17 protein-coding genes and 4 pseudogenes are annotated in these 22,426 nt (G+C 71.3%); 9 read left to right on the top strand and 12 right to left on the bottom strand.

Annotated features, from left to right (window positions below; genetic code table 11):
- Nucleotides 1-44 precede the first annotated feature (44 nt).
- From ASG51_RS24680 to ASG51_RS16310, 3 genes and pseudogenes are all read right to left on the bottom strand, one after another.
- Nucleotides 45-2,680 (bottom strand): annotated as a pseudogene (locus ASG51_RS24680) (PAS domain S-box protein).
- A 212-nt stretch (nt 2,681-2,892) separates the two neighbouring features.
- A complete protein-coding gene (aroB, locus tag ASG51_RS16315) occupies nt 2,893-4,011 on the bottom strand; it encodes a 3-dehydroquinate synthase (protein ID WP_056381875.1) in 1,119 nt (372 codons plus the stop codon).
- Nucleotides 4,008-4,664 carry a shikimate kinase gene (locus tag ASG51_RS16310; protein ID WP_244480170.1) on the bottom strand — a complete coding sequence of 219 codons (657 nt, stop codon included), beginning with the start codon at nt 4,662-4,664 and terminating at the stop codon, nt 4,008-4,010. The genes aroB and ASG51_RS16310 overlap by 4 nt, the downstream gene beginning before the upstream one ends.
- A gap of 226 nt (nt 4,665-4,890) precedes the next feature.
- Here ASG51_RS16310 and ASG51_RS16305 point away from each other — a divergent pair, with 226 nt between their 5' ends.
- Nucleotides 4,891-5,043: a hypothetical protein gene (locus ASG51_RS16305; protein WP_055946764.1), complete on the top strand. Its 153-nt coding sequence runs from the start codon at nt 4,891-4,893 to the stop codon at nt 5,041-5,043.
- A 53-nt stretch (nt 5,044-5,096) separates the two neighbouring features.
- Nucleotides 5,097-6,068 carry a site-specific tyrosine recombinase XerD gene (locus tag ASG51_RS16300; protein ID WP_244480169.1) on the top strand — a complete coding sequence of 324 codons (972 nt, stop codon included), beginning with the start codon at nt 5,097-5,099 and terminating at the stop codon, nt 6,066-6,068.
- A gap of 69 nt (nt 6,069-6,137) precedes the next feature.
- Here the strand turns inward: ASG51_RS16300 and ASG51_RS16295 are convergent, their stop codons facing one another.
- Together ASG51_RS16295 and ASG51_RS16290 are read right to left on the bottom strand one after the other, a co-directional pair.
- The gene (locus ASG51_RS16295) at nt 6,138-7,409 is read right to left on the bottom strand and encodes an AI-2E family transporter (protein ID WP_056381873.1); all 1,272 of its coding nucleotides are present in this window, start codon (nt 7,407-7,409) and stop codon (nt 6,138-6,140) included.
- 163 nt (nt 7,410-7,572) lie between these two features.
- Nucleotides 7,573-8,049, bottom strand: coding sequence for a molybdenum cofactor biosynthesis protein MoaE (locus tag ASG51_RS16290; RefSeq protein ID WP_056211581.1), 477 nt, complete (start codon nt 8,047-8,049; stop codon nt 7,573-7,575).
- A gap of 240 nt (nt 8,050-8,289) precedes the next feature.
- On the opposite strand from ASG51_RS16290, the gene ASG51_RS16285 reads away from it, so the two are divergent.
- Together ASG51_RS16285 and ASG51_RS16280 are read left to right on the top strand one after the other, a co-directional pair.
- Nucleotides 8,290-9,309 carry a gamma carbonic anhydrase family protein gene (locus ASG51_RS16285; protein ID WP_056382087.1) on the top strand — a complete coding sequence of 340 codons (1,020 nt, stop codon included), beginning with the start codon at nt 8,290-8,292 and terminating at the stop codon, nt 9,307-9,309.
- Nucleotides 9,310-9,503: 194 nt separating this feature from the next.
- Entirely contained in the window at nt 9,504-9,782 is a 279-nt protein-coding gene (locus tag ASG51_RS16280; RefSeq protein WP_056381871.1) for a hypothetical protein, read from the top strand.
- 63 nt (nt 9,783-9,845) lie between these two features.
- Here ASG51_RS16280 and ASG51_RS25175 read toward each other — a convergent pair.
- From ASG51_RS25175 to ASG51_RS24785, 3 pseudogenes are all read right to left on the bottom strand, one after another.
- Nucleotides 9,846-10,130 (bottom strand): annotated as a pseudogene (locus tag ASG51_RS25175) (methyl-accepting chemotaxis protein); the annotation flags it as partial.
- A gap of 1 nt (nt 10,131) precedes the next feature.
- A pseudogene (locus tag ASG51_RS24790) lies at nt 10,132-10,893 on the bottom strand (methyl-accepting chemotaxis protein); the annotation flags it as partial.
- A gap of 1 nt (nt 10,894) precedes the next feature.
- Nucleotides 10,895-11,741: pseudogene (locus tag ASG51_RS24785) on the bottom strand (MCP four helix bundle domain-containing protein); the annotation flags it as partial.
- Between the two features lie 375 nt (nt 11,742-12,116).
- Between ASG51_RS24785 and ASG51_RS16270 the strand changes: the two are divergent.
- Nucleotides 12,117-12,473, top strand: a complete 357-nt coding sequence (locus ASG51_RS16270) for a hypothetical protein (protein WP_056218697.1) — start codon at nt 12,117-12,119, stop codon at nt 12,471-12,473.
- 21 nt (nt 12,474-12,494) lie between these two features.
- Here the strand turns inward: ASG51_RS16270 and ASG51_RS16265 are convergent, their stop codons facing one another.
- Nucleotides 12,495-13,136 (bottom strand): TetR-like C-terminal domain-containing protein, encoded by a 642-nt coding sequence (locus tag ASG51_RS16265; protein ID WP_056381870.1) that lies wholly within the window; start codon nt 13,134-13,136, stop codon nt 12,495-12,497.
- 211 nt (nt 13,137-13,347) lie between these two features.
- Here ASG51_RS16265 and ASG51_RS16260 point away from each other — a divergent pair, with 211 nt between their 5' ends.
- Nucleotides 13,348-16,764 carry an acyl-[ACP]--phospholipid O-acyltransferase gene (locus ASG51_RS16260; protein ID WP_056381867.1) on the top strand — a complete coding sequence of 1,139 codons (3,417 nt, stop codon included), beginning with the start codon at nt 13,348-13,350 and terminating at the stop codon, nt 16,762-16,764.
- Nucleotides 16,765-17,113: 349 nt separating this feature from the next.
- Complete coding sequence (locus ASG51_RS16255) at nt 17,114-17,512, top strand: hypothetical protein (protein ID WP_056381865.1); 399 nt, start codon at nt 17,114-17,116, stop codon at nt 17,510-17,512.
- Nucleotides 17,513-17,522: 10 nt separating this feature from the next.
- Here the strand turns inward: ASG51_RS16255 and ASG51_RS16250 are convergent, their stop codons facing one another.
- On the bottom strand, nt 17,523-18,707 hold the full coding sequence (locus ASG51_RS16250) for an 8-amino-7-oxononanoate synthase (RefSeq protein WP_056276233.1): 1,185 nt from the start codon (nt 18,705-18,707) through the stop codon (nt 17,523-17,525).
- Between the two features lie 234 nt (nt 18,708-18,941).
- On the opposite strand from ASG51_RS16250, the gene ASG51_RS16245 reads away from it, so the two are divergent.
- The gene (locus ASG51_RS16245; RefSeq protein ID WP_018046001.1) at nt 18,942-19,325 is read left to right on the top strand and encodes a response regulator; all 384 of its coding nucleotides are present in this window, start codon (nt 18,942-18,944) and stop codon (nt 19,323-19,325) included.
- 49 nt (nt 19,326-19,374) lie between these two features.
- Nucleotides 19,375-19,908 carry a protein phosphatase CheZ gene (locus ASG51_RS16240; protein ID WP_056218680.1) on the top strand — a complete coding sequence of 178 codons (534 nt, stop codon included), beginning with the start codon at nt 19,375-19,377 and terminating at the stop codon, nt 19,906-19,908.
- Here ASG51_RS16240 and ASG51_RS16235 read toward each other — a convergent pair whose 3' ends face one another.
- Nucleotides 19,909-20,823, bottom strand: coding sequence for a TIGR01459 family HAD-type hydrolase (locus ASG51_RS16235; RefSeq protein ID WP_056381863.1), 915 nt, complete (start codon nt 20,821-20,823; stop codon nt 19,909-19,911).
- A gap of 88 nt (nt 20,824-20,911) precedes the next feature.
- Nucleotides 20,912-22,369 carry an EAL domain-containing protein gene (locus ASG51_RS16230; RefSeq protein WP_056351944.1) on the bottom strand — a complete coding sequence of 486 codons (1,458 nt, stop codon included), beginning with the start codon at nt 22,367-22,369 and terminating at the stop codon, nt 20,912-20,914.
- Nucleotides 22,370-22,426: the final 57 nt, after the last annotated feature.

Here is a 22,426-nt window from a genome sequence, read left to right as displayed (position 1 = left end):
TCGTCAGGTCGAGCCGGTGCTTACCACGGCGCGGGCCGGGCCGTTCACGCCCCGTCGGTCCCGGCGATGAGTTCCTTGATGCGTCCGGCGAGCGACTCCATCACGAAGGGCTTGGTCAGCACCTGCATGCCGGGCGCGAGGTATCCGTTGCCCAGCACGGCGTTCTCGGCGTAGCCGGTGATGAACAGCACCTTCAGGCCAGGGCGTACGACCCGGCCTGCATCGGCCATCTGGCGGCCGTTCATGCCGCCGGGCAGGCCGACATCCGTCACCAGGAGGTCGAGCCGCACGTCCGATTCGAGCACCTTGAGGCCCGCCGCCCCGTCCGCCGCCTCGATGGCGGTGTAGCCGAGATCCTCCAGCACCTCGGTCGCGAGCATCCGCACGGTGGGCTCGTCGTCGACGATGAGAACGGTCTGGCCCTGCTCGGCCCGGGGTGCGTTGCCGAGGTCGGCCTCCCCGTAGTGGCGGGGCAGGTAGAGGCATACCGTCGTGCCCTGGCCGACCTCCGAATAGATCCGCACCTGGCCGCCCGACTGACGGGCGAAGCCGTAGATCATCGACAGGCCGAGGCCGGTCCCCTCGCCCAGGGGCTTCGTCGTGAAGAACGGATCGAAGGCGCGGGCGATCACCTCCGGCGTCATGCCGGTGCCGGTATCGGTGACGCACAGGGAGAGGAATTGCCCCGGCTCCAGGTCCCGCTCGCGGGCCGCGCGGAGATCAAGCCACTTGTTGGCCGTCTCGATGGTGATGCGGCCGCCCTCCGGCATGGCATCGCGGGCGTTGATGCAGAGGTTGAGGAGGGCGTTCTCGAGCTGGTTCGAATCGACCAGGGCGGTCCAGAGACCGGCTGCGCCGACCACCTCGATGGTCACCGCCGGCCCGACCGTGCGGCGCACCAGCTCCTCCATGCCGGCGATGAGGCCGTTCACGCTGGTGGGCCTGGGGTCGAGGGTCTGCCGGCGCGAGAAGGCGTGGAGGCGGTGCGTCAGGGCGGCGGCACGCTTGGCCGCGCCCTGCGCCGCGTTGATGTAGCGATCGAGGTCTGTGTGATCCGTCCCTGCGCCATGTGGACCTGAAGCAGTTCGAGGCTGCCGGAGATCCCCGTGAGCAGGTTGTTGAAGTCGTAGGCCAGTCCGCCGGTGAGCTGGCCCACCGCCTCCATCTTCTGCGCCTGGCGCAGGGCCTCCTCGGTCCGGCGCTGGTCGGTGATGTCCCGTCCGATGACGGTGAAGGTCTCTCCGTCGGGAGCCGCCGTCCACATCACCGTGCGCCGGTCACCCGCCTTCGTGAAGACGCGGTCGACGAAGCCGGTCACGGTCTCGCCCCGCGCGAGACGGCGGACAACCTCGGCCGTCTCGGCATGGTCAGCCGGATCGATCAACGCCGCGAAGGGCCGGCCGAGCAGGGCGTCCTCGTCCCAGCCGAGGGTGCGGCCCCAGGCCGGGTTGATGGTCTTCAGGTAGCCGTCGAGCCCGGCGGTCCCCATCAGGTCGGTGGTGGTCTCCCAGATGCGGTCGCGCTCGCGGGTGCGGCTCTCGACCTGGCGCTCCAGGCTGCTGTTCAGGCGCGCCAGTTCGGCGCTCGTGACCTTCTGGTCGTCGATGTCGGTGCTGGTGCCGACCCAGCGCAGGATGGTGCCGTCGGCCGCCCGGATCGGCTCGGCCCGCACCAGGAACCAGCGATAGGCGTCGTCGTCGCGGCGGATGCGGAACTCGTCGGCGTAGGGCCGGCCGTCTTCGAGGCAGGCCTCCCAGGCCTCCACCGCCGCGCGGTCCGCGGGGTGGACGAGGGCGGCCCAGGCCGCGCCGCGGACCCCGTCGAGGGCGGGGCCGCAATAGGCGGCGCAGGCGGCGTTGAACCAATCAAGGGCACCGGTGGCGGAGACCGCCCAGACGTGGATCGGGACCGCCTGTGCGAAGGCGTGGAACTGCGCGTCGCTCGCCCGTCGCGCGGAGGTCGCGCGGCTGCGCTCGGTGGCCGCCCGCACGCGCTCGGCGACGTTGCGCATGAAGGCGAGCTCTTCGGGCGACCAGGACCGGGCGGTGGCATGGTTCAGATAGAGAAGCGCGACGAAGCCGCCGTGCTCGGTCAGCGGCATGTTGACGAAAGAGTGCACGCTGATCGCCTTCAAGGCCTCGGCGCCGGAGGCGGTGCGCGAGTCGGCGTCGGCATCGCTGCAGATCACGGTCTCGCCGCGCTCCAGATCCTCGATGTAGGAGCCGTAATCGCGAAAGTGCAGGGTCCCGGCGAGGCTCCGGATACCGGGGGCGTTCCAGTCGCGCTCGATCAGGATGGTCTCCGCCACGGCGTCGATGGTGCCGTAGCCGGCCCGGCTGACGCCGAGGGTGGTTCCGAGGATTTCCGCGGCCATGTACGCGATGGCGGCGGTGTCGTCGAGGTCGCGCAGGCGGTCTCCGAACTCGGCCACCGCGATCCGCCGGGCCTCGGCGGCGCGGCGCTCCTCGACGTCGATGGCGAGGACGAAGAAGCCCTCCACCGCGCCGGCCTCGGTCCGGCGCGGGATGTACTGGATGGCGCAGGCTCGGAGGCGACCGTGGCCGTCCGGCAGGACGCCGTCGCGGGCGATGGTCTCGCCGGCCAGCGCCCGGTCCATGTCGGAGCGGTGCTGCGCGAAGATCTCGGGGCCGAGCACCTCGCGGGCGGGGCGACCGACCAGGGTGTCGACGCCGCGCCCGAACCAGGTCTTGTAGGCGCGGTTGTTGAACCGGTGGGTTTAGTCGCGGTCGAGATAGGCCACGAGCACCGGCAGCGCGTCGGTGATGAGGCGCAGCTCCGCCTCGCGCTGTGCCGCCGGCGCGCCGCGCAGGCGGGCGAGCTCGGCCTCCAGCGCGGCGATGCGGCGATGCAGGTCTTCGGTCCCGGGATCGCTCAGGCGGCGCTCAGTTCGGCATCCAGGAAGGCGCGGACCTCGGCGCCGTCGATGCCGGGCGCAATGAAGCTCTGGCCGATGCCGCGCGCCAGGATGAAGGTCAGCGCGCCGTCGCGGACCTTCTTGTCCTGCGCCATCGCCGCCACGAGGGCGTCGGCGTCGCCGCAGCCGCCGGGCACCGCCTGGAGCCGGGTCGGCAGGCCGGCGAGCGCGAGGTGGTTGGCGACGCGGCCCGCGTCCTGGCCCGGGCACAGGCCGAGGCGGGCGGAGAAGCGGAAGGCCAGCGCCAGCCCGATCGCCACCGCCTCGCCGTGGACGAGGCGGGCGGACTCGTAGCCGGTCAGGCGCTCCAGGGCGTGCGCAAAGGTGTGGCCGAGGTTGAGCAGGGCCCGCTCGCCGTCCTCGCGCTCGTCGCGCACCACCACGCCGGCCTTGGAGCGGCAGCAGATCGCCACCGCCTCGTCGCGCTCCGGCCCGCCCGCGAAGATGCCGGCCCAGTGCGCCTCGCACCAGTCGAAGAAGGCGGCGTCGTTGATGAGGCCGTACTTGGCCACCTCGGCGTAGCCCGCCCGCATCTCCCGCTCCGACAGGGTGTCGAGGGTGGCGGTGTCGGCGAGCACCAGGCGGGGCTGGTGGAAGGCGCCGATGAGGTTCTTGCCGTGGGGCGAGTTGATCCCGGTCTTGCCACCGACCGAGGAATCGACCTGGGCAAGGAGGCTCGTGGGCGCCTGCACGAAGCGCACGCCGCGGCGCAGGGTGGCGGCCGCGAAGCCCGCAAGGTCGCCGACGACGCCGCCGCCGAGGGCCACCACGAGGTCGTTGCGCTCGACCTTGTGGGCGAGGAGCCCGTCGCAGACCGCCGCGTAGGTGGCGTAGGATTTCGAGGCCTCGCCCGGGGCGACGGTCACGAGGCCCGAGCGCAGGCCCGCCGCCGCGAGGCCGTCCTGCAGGCGCGCGCCGTAGAGGGCGGCCACGTTGGTGTCGGAGACGATCACCGCCGCCTTCGCCCCGAGGGCGGCCACGTGCCGGCCGGCCTCGTCGAGGAGGCCGCGTCCGATCAGGATGTCGTAGGCGCGCCCCTGGTCGAGGGGAACGGCCACGGTGAGGCGGTCGGTCACTGGGCTGCGATCCCGGTCTGCGAGGGGCGGTTCAGGTAGGCGTCGAGTGCTTCCATGACGTCCTGCACGACCCGGTCGTGGGCGACGTCGCGGGAGATCACCTCCACGTCGGCCGTGGCGTAGACCGGATGGCGCTGGGCCATGAGCTGGCGCAGGGTCTCCTCCGGGTCCTCGGTCTGGAGCAGCGGGCGCCCGCCGCGCTTGCGCACCCGGCGCATCAGCACGTCGAGCTCGGCCTTGAGCCAGATCGAGACGCCGCCCTCGGCGATGCGGGCGCGGGTGGTTTCGCGCATGAAGGCGCCGCCGCCGGTGGCGAGCACCAGGGGCCCCTCGCGCATCAGGCGGGCGATGACCCGCTCCTCGCCATCGCGAAAGCTCGGCTCGCCGTAGATCGCGAAGATGTCCGGGATCGTCAGTTTGGCCGCCGTCTCGATCTCGTTGTCGGCGTCCTTGAACATCAGGCCGAGGCGCGTGGCCAGGCGCCGGCCGACGGTGCTCTTGCCGGCGCCCATGAGGCCGACGAGCACGATCGACCGGTGACCGAGGGCCCGGCGCAGGCGCAGTTCGATCGGCTCGCCGCCGGCGGCGGCGGCCGGCGGTTCACCCGGGGGCGGGACGCCGCCCTGAGGAGGGACTTCGGTCATCAGGGACATCTACACATCGTTGGGCGGGTCTTAGCGCGTTTTCCGGTGGGGGCGAAGCACCCGGGACGGCGCGCGCACCGGAATGCCGCGCCGCCTGTGGCCGCGAAGTCATTGCCTTCGGCGTCGGCCCGTGATGCAACCCCAAGCTTGTCGTCAGCCACATCCGGCTCCTGAAGCCGTCTGGCCCCCGAGGCGCGCTCACGTTCCCAGCGCCGCACGATCGAGGTTCGTCCGAGTGCCGACCCTGTTCCGTTTCCTCGCCACCCTCGCCATCCTGGCCGGGCTCGCCTTCGCGGGGATGTTCGCGCTGGCGACCTTCGTGGTGCCGACGCCGCGCGAGATGAGCGTAACCATCCCCGCCTCGAAGCTCCAGCCGCCGAACCGGTGACGCGGGCACCGACCCCTCCTCCGAACCGGGCCGCCAAGATTCCTGCGGCCGAGATGCCTGCGGTCGAGATCCCCGCGGGCGAAATGTCCGCGGGCGACGTCCTGATCCGCGACTACCTCGATATGCTCGCCGCCGAGCGGGGCGCGGCCGCCAACACCCTCGCGGCCTACCGGCGCGACCTCGCCGACTACCTCTCCGCCCTGGCGCGGGGCGGGCACGACCCCGTCGCGATGGAGGCGGCTCCCGTGCGGGCCTACCTCGCCGACCTCGAGACGCGCGGCCTCTCGGCCGCCTCGGCGGCCCGACGCCTGTCCTGCATCCGGGGCTTCCACCGCTTCCTCTACGCCGAGGGCCTGGCCGAGGACGATCCCAGCGCCCCGATCGGCGGCCCGCGCCGGGTCCGGGCCCTGCCCAAGGTGCTCTCGGTGGCGGAGGTCGACCGGCTGCTGGCGGTGGCGCGCCAAGGGGCGACCGGCCAAGGGACGACAGAAGATGGCGCGGCCGGTGATGGGGCGGCGGCGCGTGCGCGGGGCACGCGCCTGCTCTGCCTGATCGAGCTCCTCTACGCGACGGGCCTGCGCGTCTCGGAACTCGTCGCCCTGCCCCGGGCGGCGGCCTCCACGAAGGAGCGCTACCTGGTGGTCAAGGGCAAGGGCGGACGCGAGCGGCTGGTGCCCCTCACGGAGATCGCCCGGAGCGCCATGCGCGACCACCTCGCCCACCTGCGCGCCGACGGCCCCTGGCTGTTCCCCGCCGACAGCGAGAGCGGGCACCTGACCCGGCAGTCGTTCGCCCGTGATCTGAAGACGGTGGCGGCGGCGGCCGGCCTCCGGGCGGACCGGGTCAGCCCGCACGTGCTGCGCCACGCCTTCGCGAGCCACCTCCTGCAGAACGGTGCGGACCTGCGCATCGTCCAGGAGCTTCTCGGCCACGCCGACATCTCGACGACGCAGATCTACACCCACGTCCTCGACGAGCGCCTGAAGAGCATGGTCCGCGACCTGCATCCGCTGATGGACGCGTGAGACCCGGCGGCGGCACGGGGCCGTCGCCGGACATCCCCCCAGGCCTGGCTGACGACCCGGAAGGGCGCCTCAGCCCTCCGCCTCCTCATGCAGGGTGTCCTCGATATAAAGCTGCGCCAGCAGCACCTTGGCCACCGCCATCAGCGGCAGAGCCAGGGCGATGCCCCAGAGGCCGAAGATCACGCCGAGCACGAGCTGCCCGGCGAAGATCGTGGCCGGGGGGATGTCGAGGGCCTGCTTCTGGATGAAGGGCGTCAGCCCGTAGCTCTCCAGGGTCTGCACCGCCAGGTAGACGCCGAGGGCCCCGAGGAGCGCGGTGGTTCCCGAGGCCAGGGAGGCCAGCAGGATCACGACGCCGGCGATGAGCGGTCCGATGGTCGGGATGAAGGCGAGCAGCCCGGCCTGGAGGCCGAGGATGAGGGCGCCGCCGATGCCCAGGAAGGCGAGGCCCGCCCAGGTACAGACGAAGATCACCGCCATGGTGATGAGCTGGCCGAACAGCCAGTGGCGCAAGGTCTCGCCCATGCCGTCGAGGAGGGCGGTGGCGCGGTCCCGGTGCGCCGGCGGCACGAAGCGCACGAGTCCGTCCCGGTAGGCGCCCGGATCCGCCGCCACCGAGAGGCCGAGGAAGATGATGACGAGGGCGTTGCCCAGCGCGCTGAACAGGCCGATCACCACGGTGGCCGCCGGCCCGAGCACGCTGCCGGCATCCGACAGCAGCGAGCCGGGGCTCTTCATCGCCCCCGAGGCGAGGCCCGCGAGGCCGCCCGACTTCTGGCCGGAGGCCACGGAATCGTCGTTGCGCTGAGGGCCCGAATCCCCTCCGCCGCCGGATTTCGCATCACCGCCGCCGGGGGCGACGGCCTTGCTCTCGCTGTCCTTGCTGTCGCCGCCCTTGTTTTCACCGCTCTTGTTTTCGCCGCCCTTGTTTTCGCCGCCCTTGTCCGGGGCGATCTTGGGCACGTCGATGCCGTAATCCTTCAGCCGGTCGCGCACGGTGCCGGCCTGGGACGCCACGGTCTGGCCGAGGTCCCGCCCCTGCTGCACGATCGTGGCGCCCCCGAAGGCGATGAGGGCGAGGGTCAGGCCGGCGAGCACGAGGCTGACGAGGCTGAGGCGCAGGCCCCGGCTTCCCGGCAGGACCTTGCCGAGAAGCCGCGTCAGGCCGTCGAGGAAGACGCCGAGCAGGATGCCGGCGAAGACGAGGAGCAGCGTCGAGGCCGCCATCCAGGCGAGCGCCAGGACGGCGATGAAGGCCACGACGGCGATGCCGGAGACGGCGAGGGACCAGCGGCGCGGGCGCGGGCCGGCGGGCTCCTCGCTGAGGAAGGGAATGGCCATGAACGGTGTGAGCTCCTGGCATGCCGGGTCTGGCACGCGGATGTCGGACGGGTCTCCGGGCAGGCCCGGCCGCGCTGCGCCCGGCCCATCCTGCGGGAGGATGTCGCCAGCTCAGCTTGGGTTCCGCCGCTTAGTGCCGTGACCGGCCGGCATCCGCGCACCGCTAGCGCGGGGCGCCGGCTTCCTGATCCCAGCGCGCGGCGGCGTGGTCGTCGGCCTCCGTCGCCTCGACCCAGCCGCCCGTGGTGCCGTCGGCGAGGTGCTCGCGCTTCCAGAACGGGGCCCGCGTCTTGAGGTAATCCATCAGGAAGCTCGCGGCCTCGAAGGCGGCGATCCGGTGGCTGGACGCGGTGACCACGAGGACGATGCCCTCCCCCGGGGCGACGAGGCCGTGGCGGTGGATCACGCACACGCCCTGGAGCGGCCAGCGCGCGCGGGCGGTCTCGACCACCCGGCCGATCTCCGCCTCGGCCATCCCGGGATAGTGCTCGAGCTCGAGTCCCGTGAGGCGACCGCCCTCGTCGCGGCACAGGCCCGTGAAGGTGACGATGGCTCCGGCGCTGCCGCCGAGATCGCGGGTGAGCCGGGCGATCTCGGCGCTCGCGTCGAAGGGTGCGCTCTGGATGCTGACATCGGACATGGGCTTCCCCGGGCTGGTCTCGGAACGGCGGGTGGGAACAGAGCGGGTGGGTACAAGGAGAGTGAAGAAGGGAGGTGGAAACAGGCGGTCGAAACCAGGGGTCGGGAACCGGGGCTTGGGCGGACCGCGTTCGGGCGGTACACCCTTGACGAGGCCCGGCGAACCTGCCCTCACGGGCACGGGCGCTCTATGCCCCCGAACGCCCGGCGACACCACCGGGATGCGAAGGACATTTTCGCCGTGACTCCAGAGCTGATCCTGCCCCATGACGGCGTCCTGCCGGTGTTCTCGGCCCGTCCGGTCTGGTGCGGCCGCGCGAGCACGGTGATCGGCGACGCCACCCTCGGCTCCCAGGCCTGGCTCGGCGACCACAGCGTGATCCGCGCCGACGGCGACCGGATCGTCATCGGCGAGCGCTTCTGGCTCGGCCACCGCTCCACCGTCCACATCGCCACCAACACCTATCCGACCCTGATCGGCGACCGGGTGACGGTGGGCCGCAATGCCGTGGTGCATGCCTGCACCGTCGGCTCGGACGTGGTGATCGAGGACGACGCCATCGTGCTCGACGGGGCGAGCGTGGAGAGTGGCGTGCTGATCGAGGCGGGGGCCACCGTCTTCCCGCGGGCGCACCTCGCCGCCGGCTTCGCCTATGCGGGCAGCCCCGCCAAGCCGGTGCGGGCGATCAGCCTGCCGGAGATCGCCGAGCAGGCGGAGCGCCTGCGCGAGGCCTCTGGCGACCTGCCGGCCCCGCCGGTCGCCGATGAGCCGGAACACGATTCCAGCGTCTACGTCGCCCGCACCGCGCGTCTGCGCGGCCGGATCGCCCTCGGGGGCGGCTCCACGGTGCTGTTCTCCTGCGACCTCCACGCCGAGGTCGGTCCCATCGTGGTCGGAGCCAACACCAACATCCAGGACAACACGGTCATCCGGACCCGGGGCGAGGGCGTCGTCCTGGGACGCGACACCACGGTCGGGCACAATGTCCGCCTGTCCGACTGCCGCATCGGCGCGCGCGGCCTCATCGGCATCGGCTGCGTCGTCGCCCCCGGCACCGTGATCGCCGACGACGTGCTGCTGGCCGCCGGCGCCACCACCGACCCGGGCCAGCTCCTGGAGAGCGGCCATCTCTGGGGCGGGCGCCCGGCCCGCATCCTCGGGCCCCTCGATGCCGAGAAGCGCGCCATGATGGCCCGGGTGGTCGAGGGCTATGTCGCCCACGGCGTGGCCTATCGGCAGGCGGAAGCGGCGCTGCCATAGCCCCTCCTGGCCCAGAAGATCGGCACGGTGGCAGGTATTGCCGCGCTGCTCAGGCCGCCGCGACAAGATCGGCGACCGGTCTCATCCCTGCATCACATGAAAAATGGGTACAGGGACGCATCGAAGTTTTTGGGAACGCCTTGCACCGAGCCGACGTTGTTCGGCCCCAGTTGCAGTGGTGCAAGGAGTTCTTCATGAAAGCCGTCACGCTCGCCCTCGCCAGCACGTTCGCCCTGACCACGATCGCTTTCGCCGCCGGCAGTGGTCCGGGATCCGCGAACAACGCACCGGGACAGGAGATGCAGCAGAACGGGTCTCAGTACGGCTCCCCCGGTGCCTCGGGTTACGCGCCCGGCCAGGAGAAGGGCGGGACCACGGGCTCGACCGGCCACTCGAGCATGGGGTCCCATGAAACCGGGGCCGGCACCGCGTCGGACAGCACCGGCACGAAGTCCGGCGCCGGCAGCCGCTGACTCTGAAATCGGGAAGGGCCCGGAACGCGCCCCTTCTCGTGTCCTGGCGATCGTGGGCACCGCTCAGGCGGCGTGCACGGTGGCCAGGAAGCGCTGGACCTCGGCGCTGAGGTGCTCGGACTGGCGCGAGTGCTCGGAGGCGGCGCCCAGCACCTGGGCGGCGGCCGCGCCGGTTTCTTCGGCGCCGGCTACCCGCGAAATGTTACTCGTGACTTCGCTCGTCCCCATCGCAGCCTGCGCGACGTTGCGCACGATTTCCTGGGTGGCCGCCCCCTGCTCCTCCACCGCCGCCGCGATCGTCGTTGCAACCCCGCTGATGTCCTGAATACGTGCGGTGATGCTGCCGATNCACGATTTCCTGGGTGGCCGCCCCCTGCTCCTCCACCGCCGCCGCGATCGTCGTTGCAACCCCGCTGATGTCCTGAATACGTGCGGTGATGCTGCCGATTGCCGAGACGGCGCGCGCCGTCGAGCCCTGGATCTGGGCGATATGCCCGCCGATCTCCTGCGTGGCCCGCGCCGTCTGGTTGGCCAGCTCCTTGACCTCGGCGGCCACCACCGCGAAGCCCCGGCCCGCCTCGCCGGCCCGCGCCGCCTCGATGGTGGCGTTGAGCGCCAGCAGGTTGGTCTGGCCGGCGATCGAGGTGATCATCGTCACCACGTCGCCGATGCGCGCCACGGCTGTGTTAAGCTGCTGGACCAGCTCAGCCGTCTCGGCGGCCTCTCGAACCGCGCTCTGCGCCATCGTGGCGGACGTGCTGACCTGGCGGCCGATCTCCTGCACCGAGGCTCCGAGCTCCTCGGCCGCGGCCGCCACGGTGTTGACGTTGGAAGCGGCTTCTTCCGCCGCGGCAGCGACACTGGTCGTCTGGTTGGCGGTCTTGGTGGCGGTGCCGGCCATGCTCTGGGCGGTGGCCTGCAGCTCGGTGGCCGAACTCGTCACCATGCCGAGGATGCCGCCCACCGCCCCTTCGAAGCTGTCGGCCATCGCCCGCATCGCAGCCTGGCGCTGCGCCTCCGCCCCCGCCCGCGCCTGGACCGTGTCCTCCTCCAGGGCCCGCATTCTGATCAGACCGTCCTTGAACACCTGGACGGCGTCCGCGATGGTGCCNGCCTGGCGCTGCGCCTCCGCCCCCGCCCGCGCCTGGACCGTGTCCTCCTCCAGGGCCCGCATTCTGATCAGACCGTCCTTGAACACCTGGACGGCGTCCGCGATGGTGCCGATCTCGGTCCGGGCGCCCTGGTGCGGGATGGTCACGGAGAGGTCGCCGCCCGCCAGCGCCTGCATGGGCCGGACCACGGAGCGAATGCCGTGCGTGACGCCGCGGATGATCAGGAAGGCGGACAGCGCCGACATTACGAGAGCCACCAACATAGCGGTGAGACCCAGGGTCTGGGTCTGCTCGAAGATGGCCATGCTGCGGGCCTGCGCCTGCGCGGCGCCGTCATTGTTGAGGGCCGCGAGCTTCTCCAGGGTGTTCGACGCGGCACGGCGAACCGACAGGCCCTTGCTCTCGTAGAGCTCGAAGGCTTGGGCTTTCTGTCCGCCGCGCGAGAGATCCAGGATGGCTTGGCGGATCGGCAGGAAGGCGGCCGCATCGCGCCGGTAGCTGTCGTAGAGAGCACACTCCTCCGGCGAGGCGATCATCGGCTCGTAGATCGCCCGGCGATCGGCCAGCTTCTGGTCGAAACGCACGAGGTCCGCCTCGATCGAGGCCGTCAGCTTCGGGTCGGTGGCCTGATATGCGTAAGCACGACCGCGCTGATGCGGGCCGTGACCGTATCGATCTCGCCCAGGGCGCAGATGCTCGGAAGCCAGTTCGTCTCGACCTCCAGGCTCTGCGCGCGCATGCGCTGAGTGCTGAAGAGTGCCAGGAGGCCCAGGCCGACCACGAAGACGGTCAGGAGCGAGAAGGCCGCGATCAGACGACGGCGGATGAAGAGATTTTGGACGGACACGACGAACTTCATCGGGTGCCGCCTGGAGCAAATCAACACGCGCGGCGAGCAGCCACAACGCATCGCGGATGCTTAAAATCTTGCGTTCACGAATGAATTGTTCTGAACCCCTGGTTGCACCAGCGAGAACCCATCAGAGCTTCTGGAAATCTCGCGATTTGTTGCAGCACCGATATCAGTCCGAGGTCTCGGACCTTGCGCCGATCGAAATCTCAATCCTGTCGCAGGGCGAAACCCCGACTGGCGTCACGGATTTTGCGCCGTCGGCATGGGGCCGAATACGATCGGAGGGCTCCGGCCCAACGGCGATATAATCCCTACAAATTGAATCATGCGTTTCACGAAGTCGCGAGCGACGCAGCGGATGATGGTGTCATGGCCATCGATCCCTTCACACCGCGCAATCTCGCCTCGGCCATCGCCTTCGGGGGTCTCGTGACGATGATGATCGCGCCGGAGCCGAGCTGGCATTCCGCCGGCATCGGCCTCGCCTGCCTCCTCGCGTTCGGCGGCCTGTCGCTCCTGCCTGCGCCGCGGTCCGAGTTACACGACTCGGGGTCTTCGACCGCCAAGCGCCGCGGCGGCCGGCCGAGGACGGACGACGCGCGCGAGGTCCCGGCCCGAGCGGAGCCAGCGTACAAGGCGCCGGAGCCGCCGGCATCGCGCGGTCTCACCGATCCCCATCCCGCCCTCTTCAAGGGGATGCGGACGCGCCGCAGCAGCGTCCTATAGGATCCACCGGCCCGAGGGTGCTCAGGCGCCCGCGGTCTCGGGCCTTCCCCGGTCCGGCCCGTCGAGGAAGCGTCGGACAAGCAGACGCGCGAGGTCCCGGGGCGATTCCGGTGTCAGCACCGCGAGCTTGCGCGAAGTCGAGAGCGAAGCGAGGCCGTGCAGGGCAGCCCAGAGGGCCGCCACCGCCTGCCGGCGCTCGTCCGGGTCGGGGATAATGGGGGCCAGCACGCGGGCGACGAGGTCGGTCGTCTGGCCCAGGGCTTCGGCGTACCAGTCCGGGAAGGGGCTGTCGGGCGCGATCTGGTGCTCGAAGACGAGGCTCCAGACCTGGGGATCCGCGGCGACGAAGCCGAGATAGGCATCGGCGAGGGCCAGGGCCTTGTCGCGCGGTGCGGCGTCCGGCGTCACCGCGGATTCCAGGGCCGCGTGCAGGCGGGCGAGGGTGCGGGCATTGACCCGCATCATCACCGCATCGAGGTCGCCGACGGCATTGTAGATCGAGTTCGGCGCATACCCGATGGTGCTGGCCAGCCGCCGCATCCCGAGGCCGCGCAGGCCCTCCCGCCGGACGAGGTTCTCGGCGGCCTTCGTCACCAGCGCGAGGAACTCGTCGCGGTTGTGCTCGCCGCGCGGGCCCGTGCCCCGTTTCTCCACCCGTGCCATCCTGTTTCCCGCTCCGTGGATTCCGAGGTCGGGTCATCGTCCCCGTGCGGCACTGCACCGGCCGACCGCTCAGATTGCACACCGTGCAATCGCGCCATTGAACCCCATCTGCGGCGGCGATATGTTTTGAACGTTGTTCAAATGACGCGTGGTTCACCATTTGACGCTATCGCCGCGTGCGGGCAGTCATGCGTCGTCCGAGGAGACTTCCATGTTTCGTACCTTGATGACGACGCGCCGCTTCGCACCCTTGTTCTGGTGCCAGTTCTTCTCGGCGTTCAACGACAACTTCCTCAAGAACGCGCTCGTATTCCTGATCCTGTTCAAGGTGGGCGGTGCGGGCGGTGGCAGCTCGCCGATGCTGGTCACCCTGGCGGGCGCGGTCTTCATCGGCCCCTTCTTCATCCTGTCGGGCCTCGGCGGACAGATGGCGGACCGCTACGACAAGGCGCTCATCGCCAAGCGGTTGAAATTCGCCGAGATCTTCGGTGCGGCGGCGGCGGCCCTGGGGTTCTGGCTGCACTCCGTGCCGGTGCTGTTCGTGGCGCTCGGCCTGTTCGGGACGATCGCGGCCCTGTTCGGGCCGATCAAGTACGGCATCCTGCCCGACCACCTGCGCCGGGACGAACTGACCGCCGGCAACGCCCTGGTCGAAGCGGCGACCTTCCTCGCCATCCTGCTCGGCACCATCGTGGCCGGCCTCGCCACCGCCATGGGCGGCGGCGCGCTGGCCTTCAGCACGATGATCATGGTGTTCGCCGTCCTGTGCTGGCTCTCGGCCCGGGCGATCCCGTCCACCGGCGAGGGCGCGCCGACCCTGCGGGTCGACCCCAACGTCGCCCGCTCCACCGGTGCCCTCCTGCGCGATCTCTGGAGCGACACCCGGCTGTGGCGCGGCTCGCTGATCGTGAGCTGGTTCTGGCTCGTGGGTGCCGTGGTGCTGTCGCTGCTCCCCGTCCTGGTGCGCCAGAGCCTCAACGGCTCCGAGACCGTGGTGACGACCCTGCTCGCCGTATTCTCCATCGGCATCGCGGTGGGCTCGGGGCTGGCCTCCTGGCTCGCCAGCGGTCGCATCGTGCTGCTCCCCACCCCCGTCGGCGCCCTGCTGATGGGCGCCTTCGGGCTCGATCTCGCCTGGACGGTGGCGCATCTCGGGCCCGTCTCCGGCGATCCCTCGGACGCCTGGGACTTCCTCACCACGGGGACGGGCCTGCGCGTCACCCTCGACCTGTTCGGCCTCGCCGTCGCCGGCGGCCTCTACATCGTGCCCTCCTTCGCCGCCGTGCAGGCCTGGACCGACAAGGACAAGCGGGCCCGCGTCATCGGCGCCGTCAACGTACTCACGGCCGCCTTCATGGTGACGGGGGCGCTGGGCCTCGCCGCCCTCCAGGGCGCCGGCTGGTCGATGGCTGCGCTCCTGACCCTGCTCGGCGTGCTCAACCTCGTGGCGGGCGTGGTCATCCTGGCCGTCCTGCCGACGAGCCCGTTCCGCGACTTCCTCTCGATCCTGTTCCGGGCCTTCTACCGCCTGGAGGTGCGCGGCCTGGAGAACGTCGAGAAGGCCGGCCCGAACGCCATCATCGCCCTCAACCACGTCTCGTTCCTCGACGCGCCCCTCGCGCTCTCCCTCTTGGACCAGGAACCGGTCTTCGCCGTGGACCACGGCATCGCGCAGCGCTGGTGGGTGAAGCCGTTCCTGGCGATGACGAAGGCGATGCCCCTGGACCCGACACGGCCGCTGGCCACCCGCACCCTGATCAATGCGGTCAAGAGCGGCGAGACGCTGATCATCTTCCCCGAGGGGCGCCTCACGGTCACCGGCAGCCTGATGAAGGTCTATGACGGGGCCGGGCTCATCGCCGACAAGTCCGGGGCCATGGTGGTGCCGGTGAAGATCGACGGCCTGGAAAAGACGGTCTTCTCGCGCCTGTCGCAGAACCAGGTGAAGCGGCGCTGGTGGCCGAAGGTCACCGTCACGATCCTTTCGCCGGTCGCCCTTAGCGTGGACCCGGCCCTCAAGGGCAAGGCTCGCCGGCAGGCGGCGGGCGCCGCACTCTACGGAATCATGTCCGACCTCGTCTTCCGCACCACCGAGATCGACCGCGGCCTGATGCAGGCCCTCGTGGAGGCGGGCGACCGCCACGGCTGGCGCCGCACGGCCGTCGAGGATCCGACCGGATCCTTGAGCTTCTCCCGGCTGGTGATGGGCGCCAACATCCTCGGGCGGAAGCTGCAGGGGCTCGGCACCTCCGGCAAGCCCCTGGGCGTGATGTTGCCGAACGCCAACGGTGCGGCCGTGACCCTGTTCGCCCTGGCCTCCGCCGGGCGGGTTCCGGCCATGATCAACTTCTCGGCGGGCGCCGCCAACGTCCTGTCGGCCTGCAAAACGGCCGAAGTCGACACCATCCTGACCTCCCGCGCCTTCATCGAGAAGGGCCGCCTCGGCGCCCTCGTGGAGGCGATCCGGGGGGCCGTCACCCTCGTCTACCTCGAGGACATCCGCGCCGGCATCACGACGGGCGACAAGCTGCGTGGCTTCCTCTCCAAGCGGGCGCCCCTGGTGCCCCGGCGGGGCGACGACCCGGCCGCGATCCTGTTCACCTCAGGCTCGGAAGGCGCACCCAAGGGCGTGGTGCTCGCCAACCGCAACATGCTCGCCAACACCGCGCAGGTCGCCGCCCGGATCGATTTTGGGCCGAGCGACAAGGTGTTCAACGTGCTGCCGGTGTTCCACGCCTTCGGGCTGACGGCCGGCCTGGTGCTGCCCCTGGTCTCGGGCGTCCCGGTCTACCTCTATCCCTCGCCTCTGCACTACCGGATCGTGCCCGAGCTGATCTACGGCTCCAACGCCACCGTCCTGTTCGGCACCGACACCTTCCTGGCGGGCTATGCCAAGACCGCCCATTCCTACGACCTGCGCTCGCTGCGCTACGTCGTGGCCGGGGCCGAGGCGGTGAAGGAATCCACCCGCAAGACCTGGGGCGAGAAGTTCGGCCTGCGCATCCTGGAAGGTTACGGCGTCACCGAATGCGGCCCGGTGGTCGCGCTCAACACCCCGATGTTCAACCGCTTCGGCACCGTGGGCCGCCTCCTGCCCGGCCAGGATTGGCGGCTGGAGCCGGTGCCCGGCATCGCGGAGGGTGGACGTCTCGTCCTGCGCGGTCCCAACATCATGCTGGGCTACCTGCGGCCCGAGCGCCCCGGCAGCATCGAGGCGCCCCCCGAGGGCTGGTACGACACCGGCGACATCGTCGCCATCGACGCCCAGGGCTTCGTCACCATCAAGGGCCGGGCCAAACGCTTCGCCAAGATCGCCGGCGAGATGGTGTCGCTGGCCAGCGTCGAGGCCCTCGCGGCCGAGCTGTGGCCCGATACCCCGAGCGCCGTCGCCGCCGTGCCGGATGCCCGCAAGGGCGAGCGGCTGGTGCTGTTCACCGAACGCAAGGACGCGACCCGCGCCGCCTACCAGAGCTTCGCCAAGGGCAAGGGCGTGCCGGAGATCGCGATTCCCGCGGAGGTGGTGGTGGTGGAGCGGGTGCCCATGCTCGGGACCGGCAAAGTCGATCAGGTCAGCGTGGTCAAGCTCGCCCACGAGCGCGCGGCCGGCCAAGCGCCCGCCGCCGCCTGACGGATCCGCGCCGGCCGAAAGCCCCGCGGCGCCCCGAAACGACGCCGTATCGGCCCGCACACGACGGGTCTGAGCGCAGGGTCGCCGGCCCGGATTCCACGCGGACCGCGCGGTCCCGTGGGCCGGGCAGCGTCCCCATAGCCCGGCAAACGGCCGGTTGGACGTCTGTTTGGGACGCCGAGACAACAGATATGGACTCACAGACCAAGCAACCGACTCAACCCGGCGGCGGGATTGCTTATGCTGTTGCAGACGCTGCAGGACCCGACGAGCGGGCCGTGCAGGGGGACGGGATCACGGGCGCGCACGGCGCGCCGCGCTGGGTCCCGCGCAGATGGCAACAGGCGTGATGACCGCTGACATTCGCAAGCTCCGACCTCTCGGCGACGGGCCCGGCCCGACGAACGCGACGGCAGGGATCGGCGCCGTCGCACGCGCGGCCCTCCCCACCTACGGCAACACCCAGGATTCCCGGAGGAGACTCATCGTCGTGACGGAAAAGACCCATCCCGAAGCCTTCGGTCACGCCCCACCCGCCGAAGAGAGCCACCTCGCGGATGGGACAGCGGATACCGATGTGACCGTCCTGACGGGCGAGACCGGGGACGCGGCACCGATCGTTCGCCGTCGCGGCCCCCTGGTCACGCGCTGGATCGGCTTCTCGGCCCAGCGCCGGCGGGCGCGGGAGCGATCGAACCGGCTCCAGGACCGGCATCACGAGTCCGGCGGCGCACGCTCCAACTCCTGATCCGTCCGGGTCAGGTCTCCGGGGAAACCCGTGGGCCGATGCCGAGCGCCCGCAGCGCGTCGGCCAGGCCGTCGACCTGCGCCGGGTCGTGTGCGGCCGAGAAGGCCACGCGCAGGCGGGCGGTGCCGGCCGGCACCGTGGGTGGCCGGATCGCGACGACGAGGAAGCCGCGCGTCTCCAGGGCGGCCGAGAGCGCGAGCGCCGCCTCCGCCGTCCCGACGTGGACGGGCACGATCGGGCTCGTCGCCTCGGGCAGTCCGAGGCGCGCCGTGAAGCGGCGGGCCAGGGCCAGGGGGCGGGCAGCCCGCTCGGGCTCCGCCTCGATGATCTCCAGCGCGCGCAGAGCGGTCGCGGCCGAGGCGGGCGGCAGGCCGGTGGTGTAGACGAAGCTGCGGGCCCGGCTGGTCATGAGGTCGACGACGTCGCGCGACGCGCAGAGATAGCCGCCATACGAGCCCAGCGCCTTCGACAGCGTGCCCATCTCCAGGGGCGCGCGGGCCCCCGCCTCCACCACGCCGAGACCGTGCGCATCGTCCACCAGCGTCCAGGCATCGTGGGCGGCGGCAACCTCCAGGATGGCGTCGAGAGGCGCGCGGTCCCCATCCATGCTGAAGATCCGCTCGGTGAGGATCAGCGCGCGTCCGTGCCGGCCGCGGCGCGCCGCCAGGATGTCCCGCAGGTGGCCGACGTCGTTGTGGCGGAAGCGCAGCATCGTCGCGCCCGAGACTTGCGCCCCCGCGAACAGGCAGGAATGACCGAGGGCGTCCACGAGGACGAGGTCCCGGGCGCCGGCCAGGGCCGGCACGATGCCGAGATTGGCCATGTACCCGCTGCCGAAGACCAGGGCCGCGTCCTTGCCCTTGTGGGCGGCCAGCCGCGCCTCCAGGGCGGCGAGGACGGGATGATTGCCGGTGACGAGGCGGGAGGCGCCGGCGCCGGCGCCGTAGCGCGCCAGCGCCTCCTGTCCGGCGGCGATCACGCGGGGATCGTCGGAGAGCCCGAGATAGTCGTTGCACGAGAACGAGATCAGCGTCCGGCCGTCCCGGTGCGCGATCGGACCGGGTCCGCGCGCGGTGTCGATGAGGCGGCGGCGCAGGGCGCGCGCATCGAGGTCGTCCAGGGCCTGCCGGGCGAAAGCGTCGAGGCTGGACGGTGCGGGGTCGGCGGTGTCGGGCGGGGGCGGCGCGAGGGACATGCCCCCCGCATGGGGGCGAGCGGGGCGGCCTTGTCAAGGCGAACGGAGTCCATCCCCGCCACGCCCGGACATTCCTGAAGTCAAGATAAGATGGGCCGCGTGGGCAGTTAACCGCTTCGCAATGCGAAGCTGCGTAGTTTCATCGCCAAGGGGCGCCCAAACCTTGGCGTTCCGGCCCATTCCCGGAGGGTCGTGCCCAGGCACGGGCCCTCCCCTGACGGAGCACACCGACCCATGGCCCTCGATCTCGGCATGCCGATCCTCGTCGTCGACGATTATCAGACGATGGTCCGTATCATCCGCAACCTCCTCAAGCAGCTGGGCTTCGAAGAGGTCGACGACGCCTCCGACGGAACCGCCGCCCTGGCTCGCCTCAAGAACCGCAAGTACGGCCTCGTCATCTCCGACTGGAACATGGAGCCCATGACGGGCTACGAGCTGCTGCGCCACGTCCGGGCCGACGAGGCCCTGCGCACCACCCCGTTCATCATGGTCACCGCCGAGTCGAAGACCGAGAACGTGATCGCCGCCAAGAAGGCCGGCGTGAACAACTACATCGTCAAGCCGTTCAACGCCGCCACCCTGAAGAGCAAGATCGAAGCCGTCTGCGGCGCCTGATCGATTCGAGACGTAGCCCAGGAACACCGAATCGAGGAGCCGGGAGCCCATGGCACTCGCCAAGCAGGCGCGGAACGTGAATCCCGCGTCGGATAAGCCGTCCTTGATCCGTGAGTTGGTCGAGATCGCGGACTACATCGCCCATCTGCGCAACGAGATCGCTGCGCTGCGGGCCAACGAGCTCACCCGGGATCGCCTACCGATGGCGCACGAGGAGCTCGGCAGCGTGGTGGCCGCCACCGCGGGCGCCACGAATTCCATCATGAACACGGCCGAGGAGATCCTCGGCCTGCCGGACGACAAGAACTACCGCGCCACCGTCGAGGCGCGCATGAACGACATCTTCGAGGCCTGCACCTTCCAGGACATCACCGGGCAGCGCATCGCCAAGGTCGTGGAGGCCCTGCGCCAGCTCGAGAGCCGGCTCTCGCGCTTCGCCAGCGCCGTCAAGGCCAAGGACGAGGGCGGCATCGACCCGGAGGAGGTGGAGCGCCGGGTCCGCAAGGAACTCCTCATCCTCAACGGTCCGCAGCTCCACGGCCCGGCCGTCGCCCAGGACGAGATCGACGCCCTCTTCGCCTGATCACCAGACCAGGCGCTCGATCACCGCGTCGGGCCGGACCGCCTGACGGTCGAGCCAGTCCGCAATGTCCCCGAGCGTCGCATGCGCCGCCGAGACGCCGAGCTCCTCGGCGTGGATGCCGCGCGCCACCAGCAGGCTGGGGATTCCGAAGGCCGTCGCCCCGGCGATGTCGGTGCGCAGCGCATCCCCGATGGCGAGCACCCGGGGGGGCTCCGGCGGCGCCCGGTCGTCGAGGCTGCCTGCGAGCGCGAGCGCCGCCTCGTAGACGGGGCGATGGGGCTTGCCGGCATAGGTCACCGCGCCGCCGAGGGCCGCGTAGGCCTCCGCGATCAGCCCCGCGCAGGGAATGAGCTCGCCCCGGCGCTCGACCACGAGGTCGGGATTGGCGCAGATCATCGGCACGTCCCGGGCCCGCATCGCCTCCAGCGTCCCGCGGTAATCCTCGGCGGTCTCGCAGGTATCGTCGAACAGGCCGGTGCAGATGACGCGCTCGGCCTGCGCCACGTCGACCAGGGTCACGTCGAGGCCGTCGAAGATCGTGGCATCGCGCTCCGGTCCGAGATGATACAGGCGCTCGCCCGGGTGGGCGGCGACCAGGCTGCGCGTCAGGTCGCCCGAGGTCAGGATCGCGTCGTAGGCGCCCCGGGGCACGCCGAATCTGTCGAGGATCGCCTGTACCCCGGCCCAGGGACGCGGCGCGTTCGAGACCAGGATCACCCGGCGGGGCCGCCCGCTCTCCGGAAGGGCGCGAAATCGCGTCAGGGCGTCGCCGGCTCCCGGATGCGCGTTGGTGCCGTCGTGCAGCACGCCCCAGACGTCGCACAGGATGAGATCGTAGCCCGCAGCGATCGTCGCGAAGCCGTCCAGGGTCGGAACGGGCCGGGACGGGCCGGGACGGGCGGGCGTATCGGGCATGCGGCGGGCCTCGAGCTGACGGGCGGGCGTTTCGGGGAGCGCCGCCCGGTTAGGCGGGACCTCCGGGAAAAGCAACGCCGCGCGGGTCTCAGCCGGCCCGGCGCAGGAAGTCGCGGAACGGGCGGCGCTGGGGCGGCGGCTCCGGATCCTCGCTCGGCGGAGTCGGCTCGGACGAGGCCGGGGCCGCCTGGAGCACCTCGGCGCGCACCACCCGGGCCGGCGCGAACACGCTGCCCTGCGCCAGGGGCACGTCGAGCTCGATGAGGTCGGGCACATCGGTCTCGCGCTCCACGCCCTCGGCGACGAGGCGGATGCCGGCCCGCGCCAGGGAAGCCACGAGGTCCTCGAGGGCGATGTCGGGCATGGCCTGGCGCGAATCCGGGCGCAGCAGCAGGTCGGCCGGGACCTTCACCTGTGCGACCCCGCGATCCGCGAGGGCCAGGGGATCGAGGCGCAGGTCGAGGGGCCGGTCCAGGATGAAGCCGATGCGTCCGCGCAGGTCGGCCAGGGCGCCGGCCTGCTCCGCGTCAAGGTTGCGCCAGCTTGCCTGCGGCAGGGCCAGCATGACCCGTCCCGACAGGTCCGGCGCTCCTTCGACGAGGCGCCCGAGCGAGCGCAGGAAGCCCGGCTCGAACAGGGAGCGCGGCGACAGGCCGTAGGCCACCGCCGCCTGGCTGCCCCGCCCGGCGAGGTGCTGGGCGATGGTGGCGACCCGCTGGAGCATGCGGCGGTCGAGGTCGGTGGTGCGCCCGTGGCGCTCCAGCACCGGCACGAACGCCTCCGGCATCAGGGTCTCGCCGGCTAGGCGCAGGCGTGCCATCGCCTCGTAGGACACCACCTTGCGCTGGGGCAGGGACACGATGGGCTGGAGGTGGACCTCCAGGCCGGCGGCGTCGAAGGCGGCGATCAGGGCCGCGTCGCGCGCGGGGTCGCGCACCGGGGCCTCGGCCCGGCCGAGGGCCCGCGGCGTCCAGGGCGCGACCAGCGGCGGATCGGTGCGCCGGAGAGGCGGCGCGTCGAAGCGCGGCTCGGGGCGAATTTCAGGCTCCGGAGCGATGACCCGCGGCACGGGGCGGAGCGGAGGAGCGACGGGCGGAACGACGGGGGCGGGCACGGCCTTGAGGCCGGCGATCTCGCCGTCCTGCGCCGCCACCACGGCCGCGAGTTCCCGCACGATGCCGCTGAGGAGACCGATCTCGGCCGTGACCTCCTCGATGCCGGCGCTGAGGTCGCGGGGATCCGGGCCGGGGGCGCTCGCGGGAAGCCCCGCATCGACGGCCCGGACCTGCTGCTCGGCCAGGGCGCGGGTCACCGTCTCCAGCCGGACCAGCCGCTGCGACAGCACGTCCACCTCGCCCGACAGCTTCTCGCACCGGGCGGTCAGCGTGCCCGCGCGGCGATGGGCGACGAGGGCCGCCACGAGCCCGAGGCCCGCGAGCCCGAGGCTCGCCCCGAGCGGGGAGAAGACCGCGAGCGGCCCGAGAAGGCAGAGCCCGAGCAGACCGAGGGCCCACAGGCTCGTACGCCGGCCGATGATCCGGGCCATCGGAGTCTTCGATCCTCGATACGACAGGGAAATACGGGTGCCGGTCCGACCTCGGCC

This window comes from Methylobacterium sp. Leaf465, assembly GCF_001424705.1.
Classification (GTDB): Bacteria; Pseudomonadota; Alphaproteobacteria; order Rhizobiales; family Beijerinckiaceae; genus Methylobacterium.
This window is presented reverse-complemented; position numbering and strand designations above follow the sequence as displayed.

Bases quoted from the DNA above. Each gene is read 5' to 3' on its own strand.
- ASG51_RS16310 (WP_244480170.1), bottom strand. From the start codon at position 4,664: ATGTCCCTGATGACCGAAGTCCCTCCTCAGGGCGGCGTCCCGCCCCCG.
- ASG51_RS16300 (WP_244480169.1), top strand. From the start codon at position 5,097: ATGCCTGCGGTCGAGATCCCCGCGGGCGAAATGTCCGCGGGCGACGTC.
- ASG51_RS16295 (WP_056381873.1), bottom strand. From the start codon at position 7,409: ATGGCCATTCCCTTCCTCAGCGAGGAGCCCGCCGGCCCGCGCCCGCGC.
- ASG51_RS16290 (WP_056211581.1), bottom strand. From the start codon at position 8,049: ATGTCCGATGTCAGCATCCAGAGCGCACCCTTCGACGCGAGCGCCGAG.
- ASG51_RS16280 (WP_056381871.1), top strand. From the start codon at position 9,504: ATGAAAGCCGTCACGCTCGCCCTCGCCAGCACGTTCGCCCTGACCACG.
- ASG51_RS16270 (WP_056218697.1), top strand. From the start codon at position 12,117: ATGGCCATCGATCCCTTCACACCGCGCAATCTCGCCTCGGCCATCGCC.
- ASG51_RS16265 (WP_056381870.1), bottom strand. From the start codon at position 13,136: ATGGCACGGGTGGAGAAACGGGGCACGGGCCCGCGCGGCGAGCACAAC.
- ASG51_RS16260 (WP_056381867.1), top strand. From the start codon at position 13,348: ATGTTTCGTACCTTGATGACGACGCGCCGCTTCGCACCCTTGTTCTGG.
- ASG51_RS16255 (WP_056381865.1), top strand. From the start codon at position 17,114: ATGACCGCTGACATTCGCAAGCTCCGACCTCTCGGCGACGGGCCCGGC.
- ASG51_RS16250 (WP_056276233.1), bottom strand. From the start codon at position 18,707: ATGTCCCTCGCGCCGCCCCCGCCCGACACCGCCGACCCCGCACCGTCC.
- ASG51_RS16245 (WP_018046001.1), top strand. From the start codon at position 18,942: ATGGCCCTCGATCTCGGCATGCCGATCCTCGTCGTCGACGATTATCAG.
- ASG51_RS16240 (WP_056218680.1), top strand. From the start codon at position 19,375: ATGGCACTCGCCAAGCAGGCGCGGAACGTGAATCCCGCGTCGGATAAG.
- ASG51_RS16235 (WP_056381863.1), bottom strand. From the start codon at position 20,823: ATGCCCGATACGCCCGCCCGTCCCGGCCCGTCCCGGCCCGTTCCGACC.
- ASG51_RS16230 (WP_056351944.1), bottom strand. From the start codon at position 22,369: ATGGCCCGGATCATCGGCCGGCGTACGAGCCTGTGGGCCCTCGGTCTG.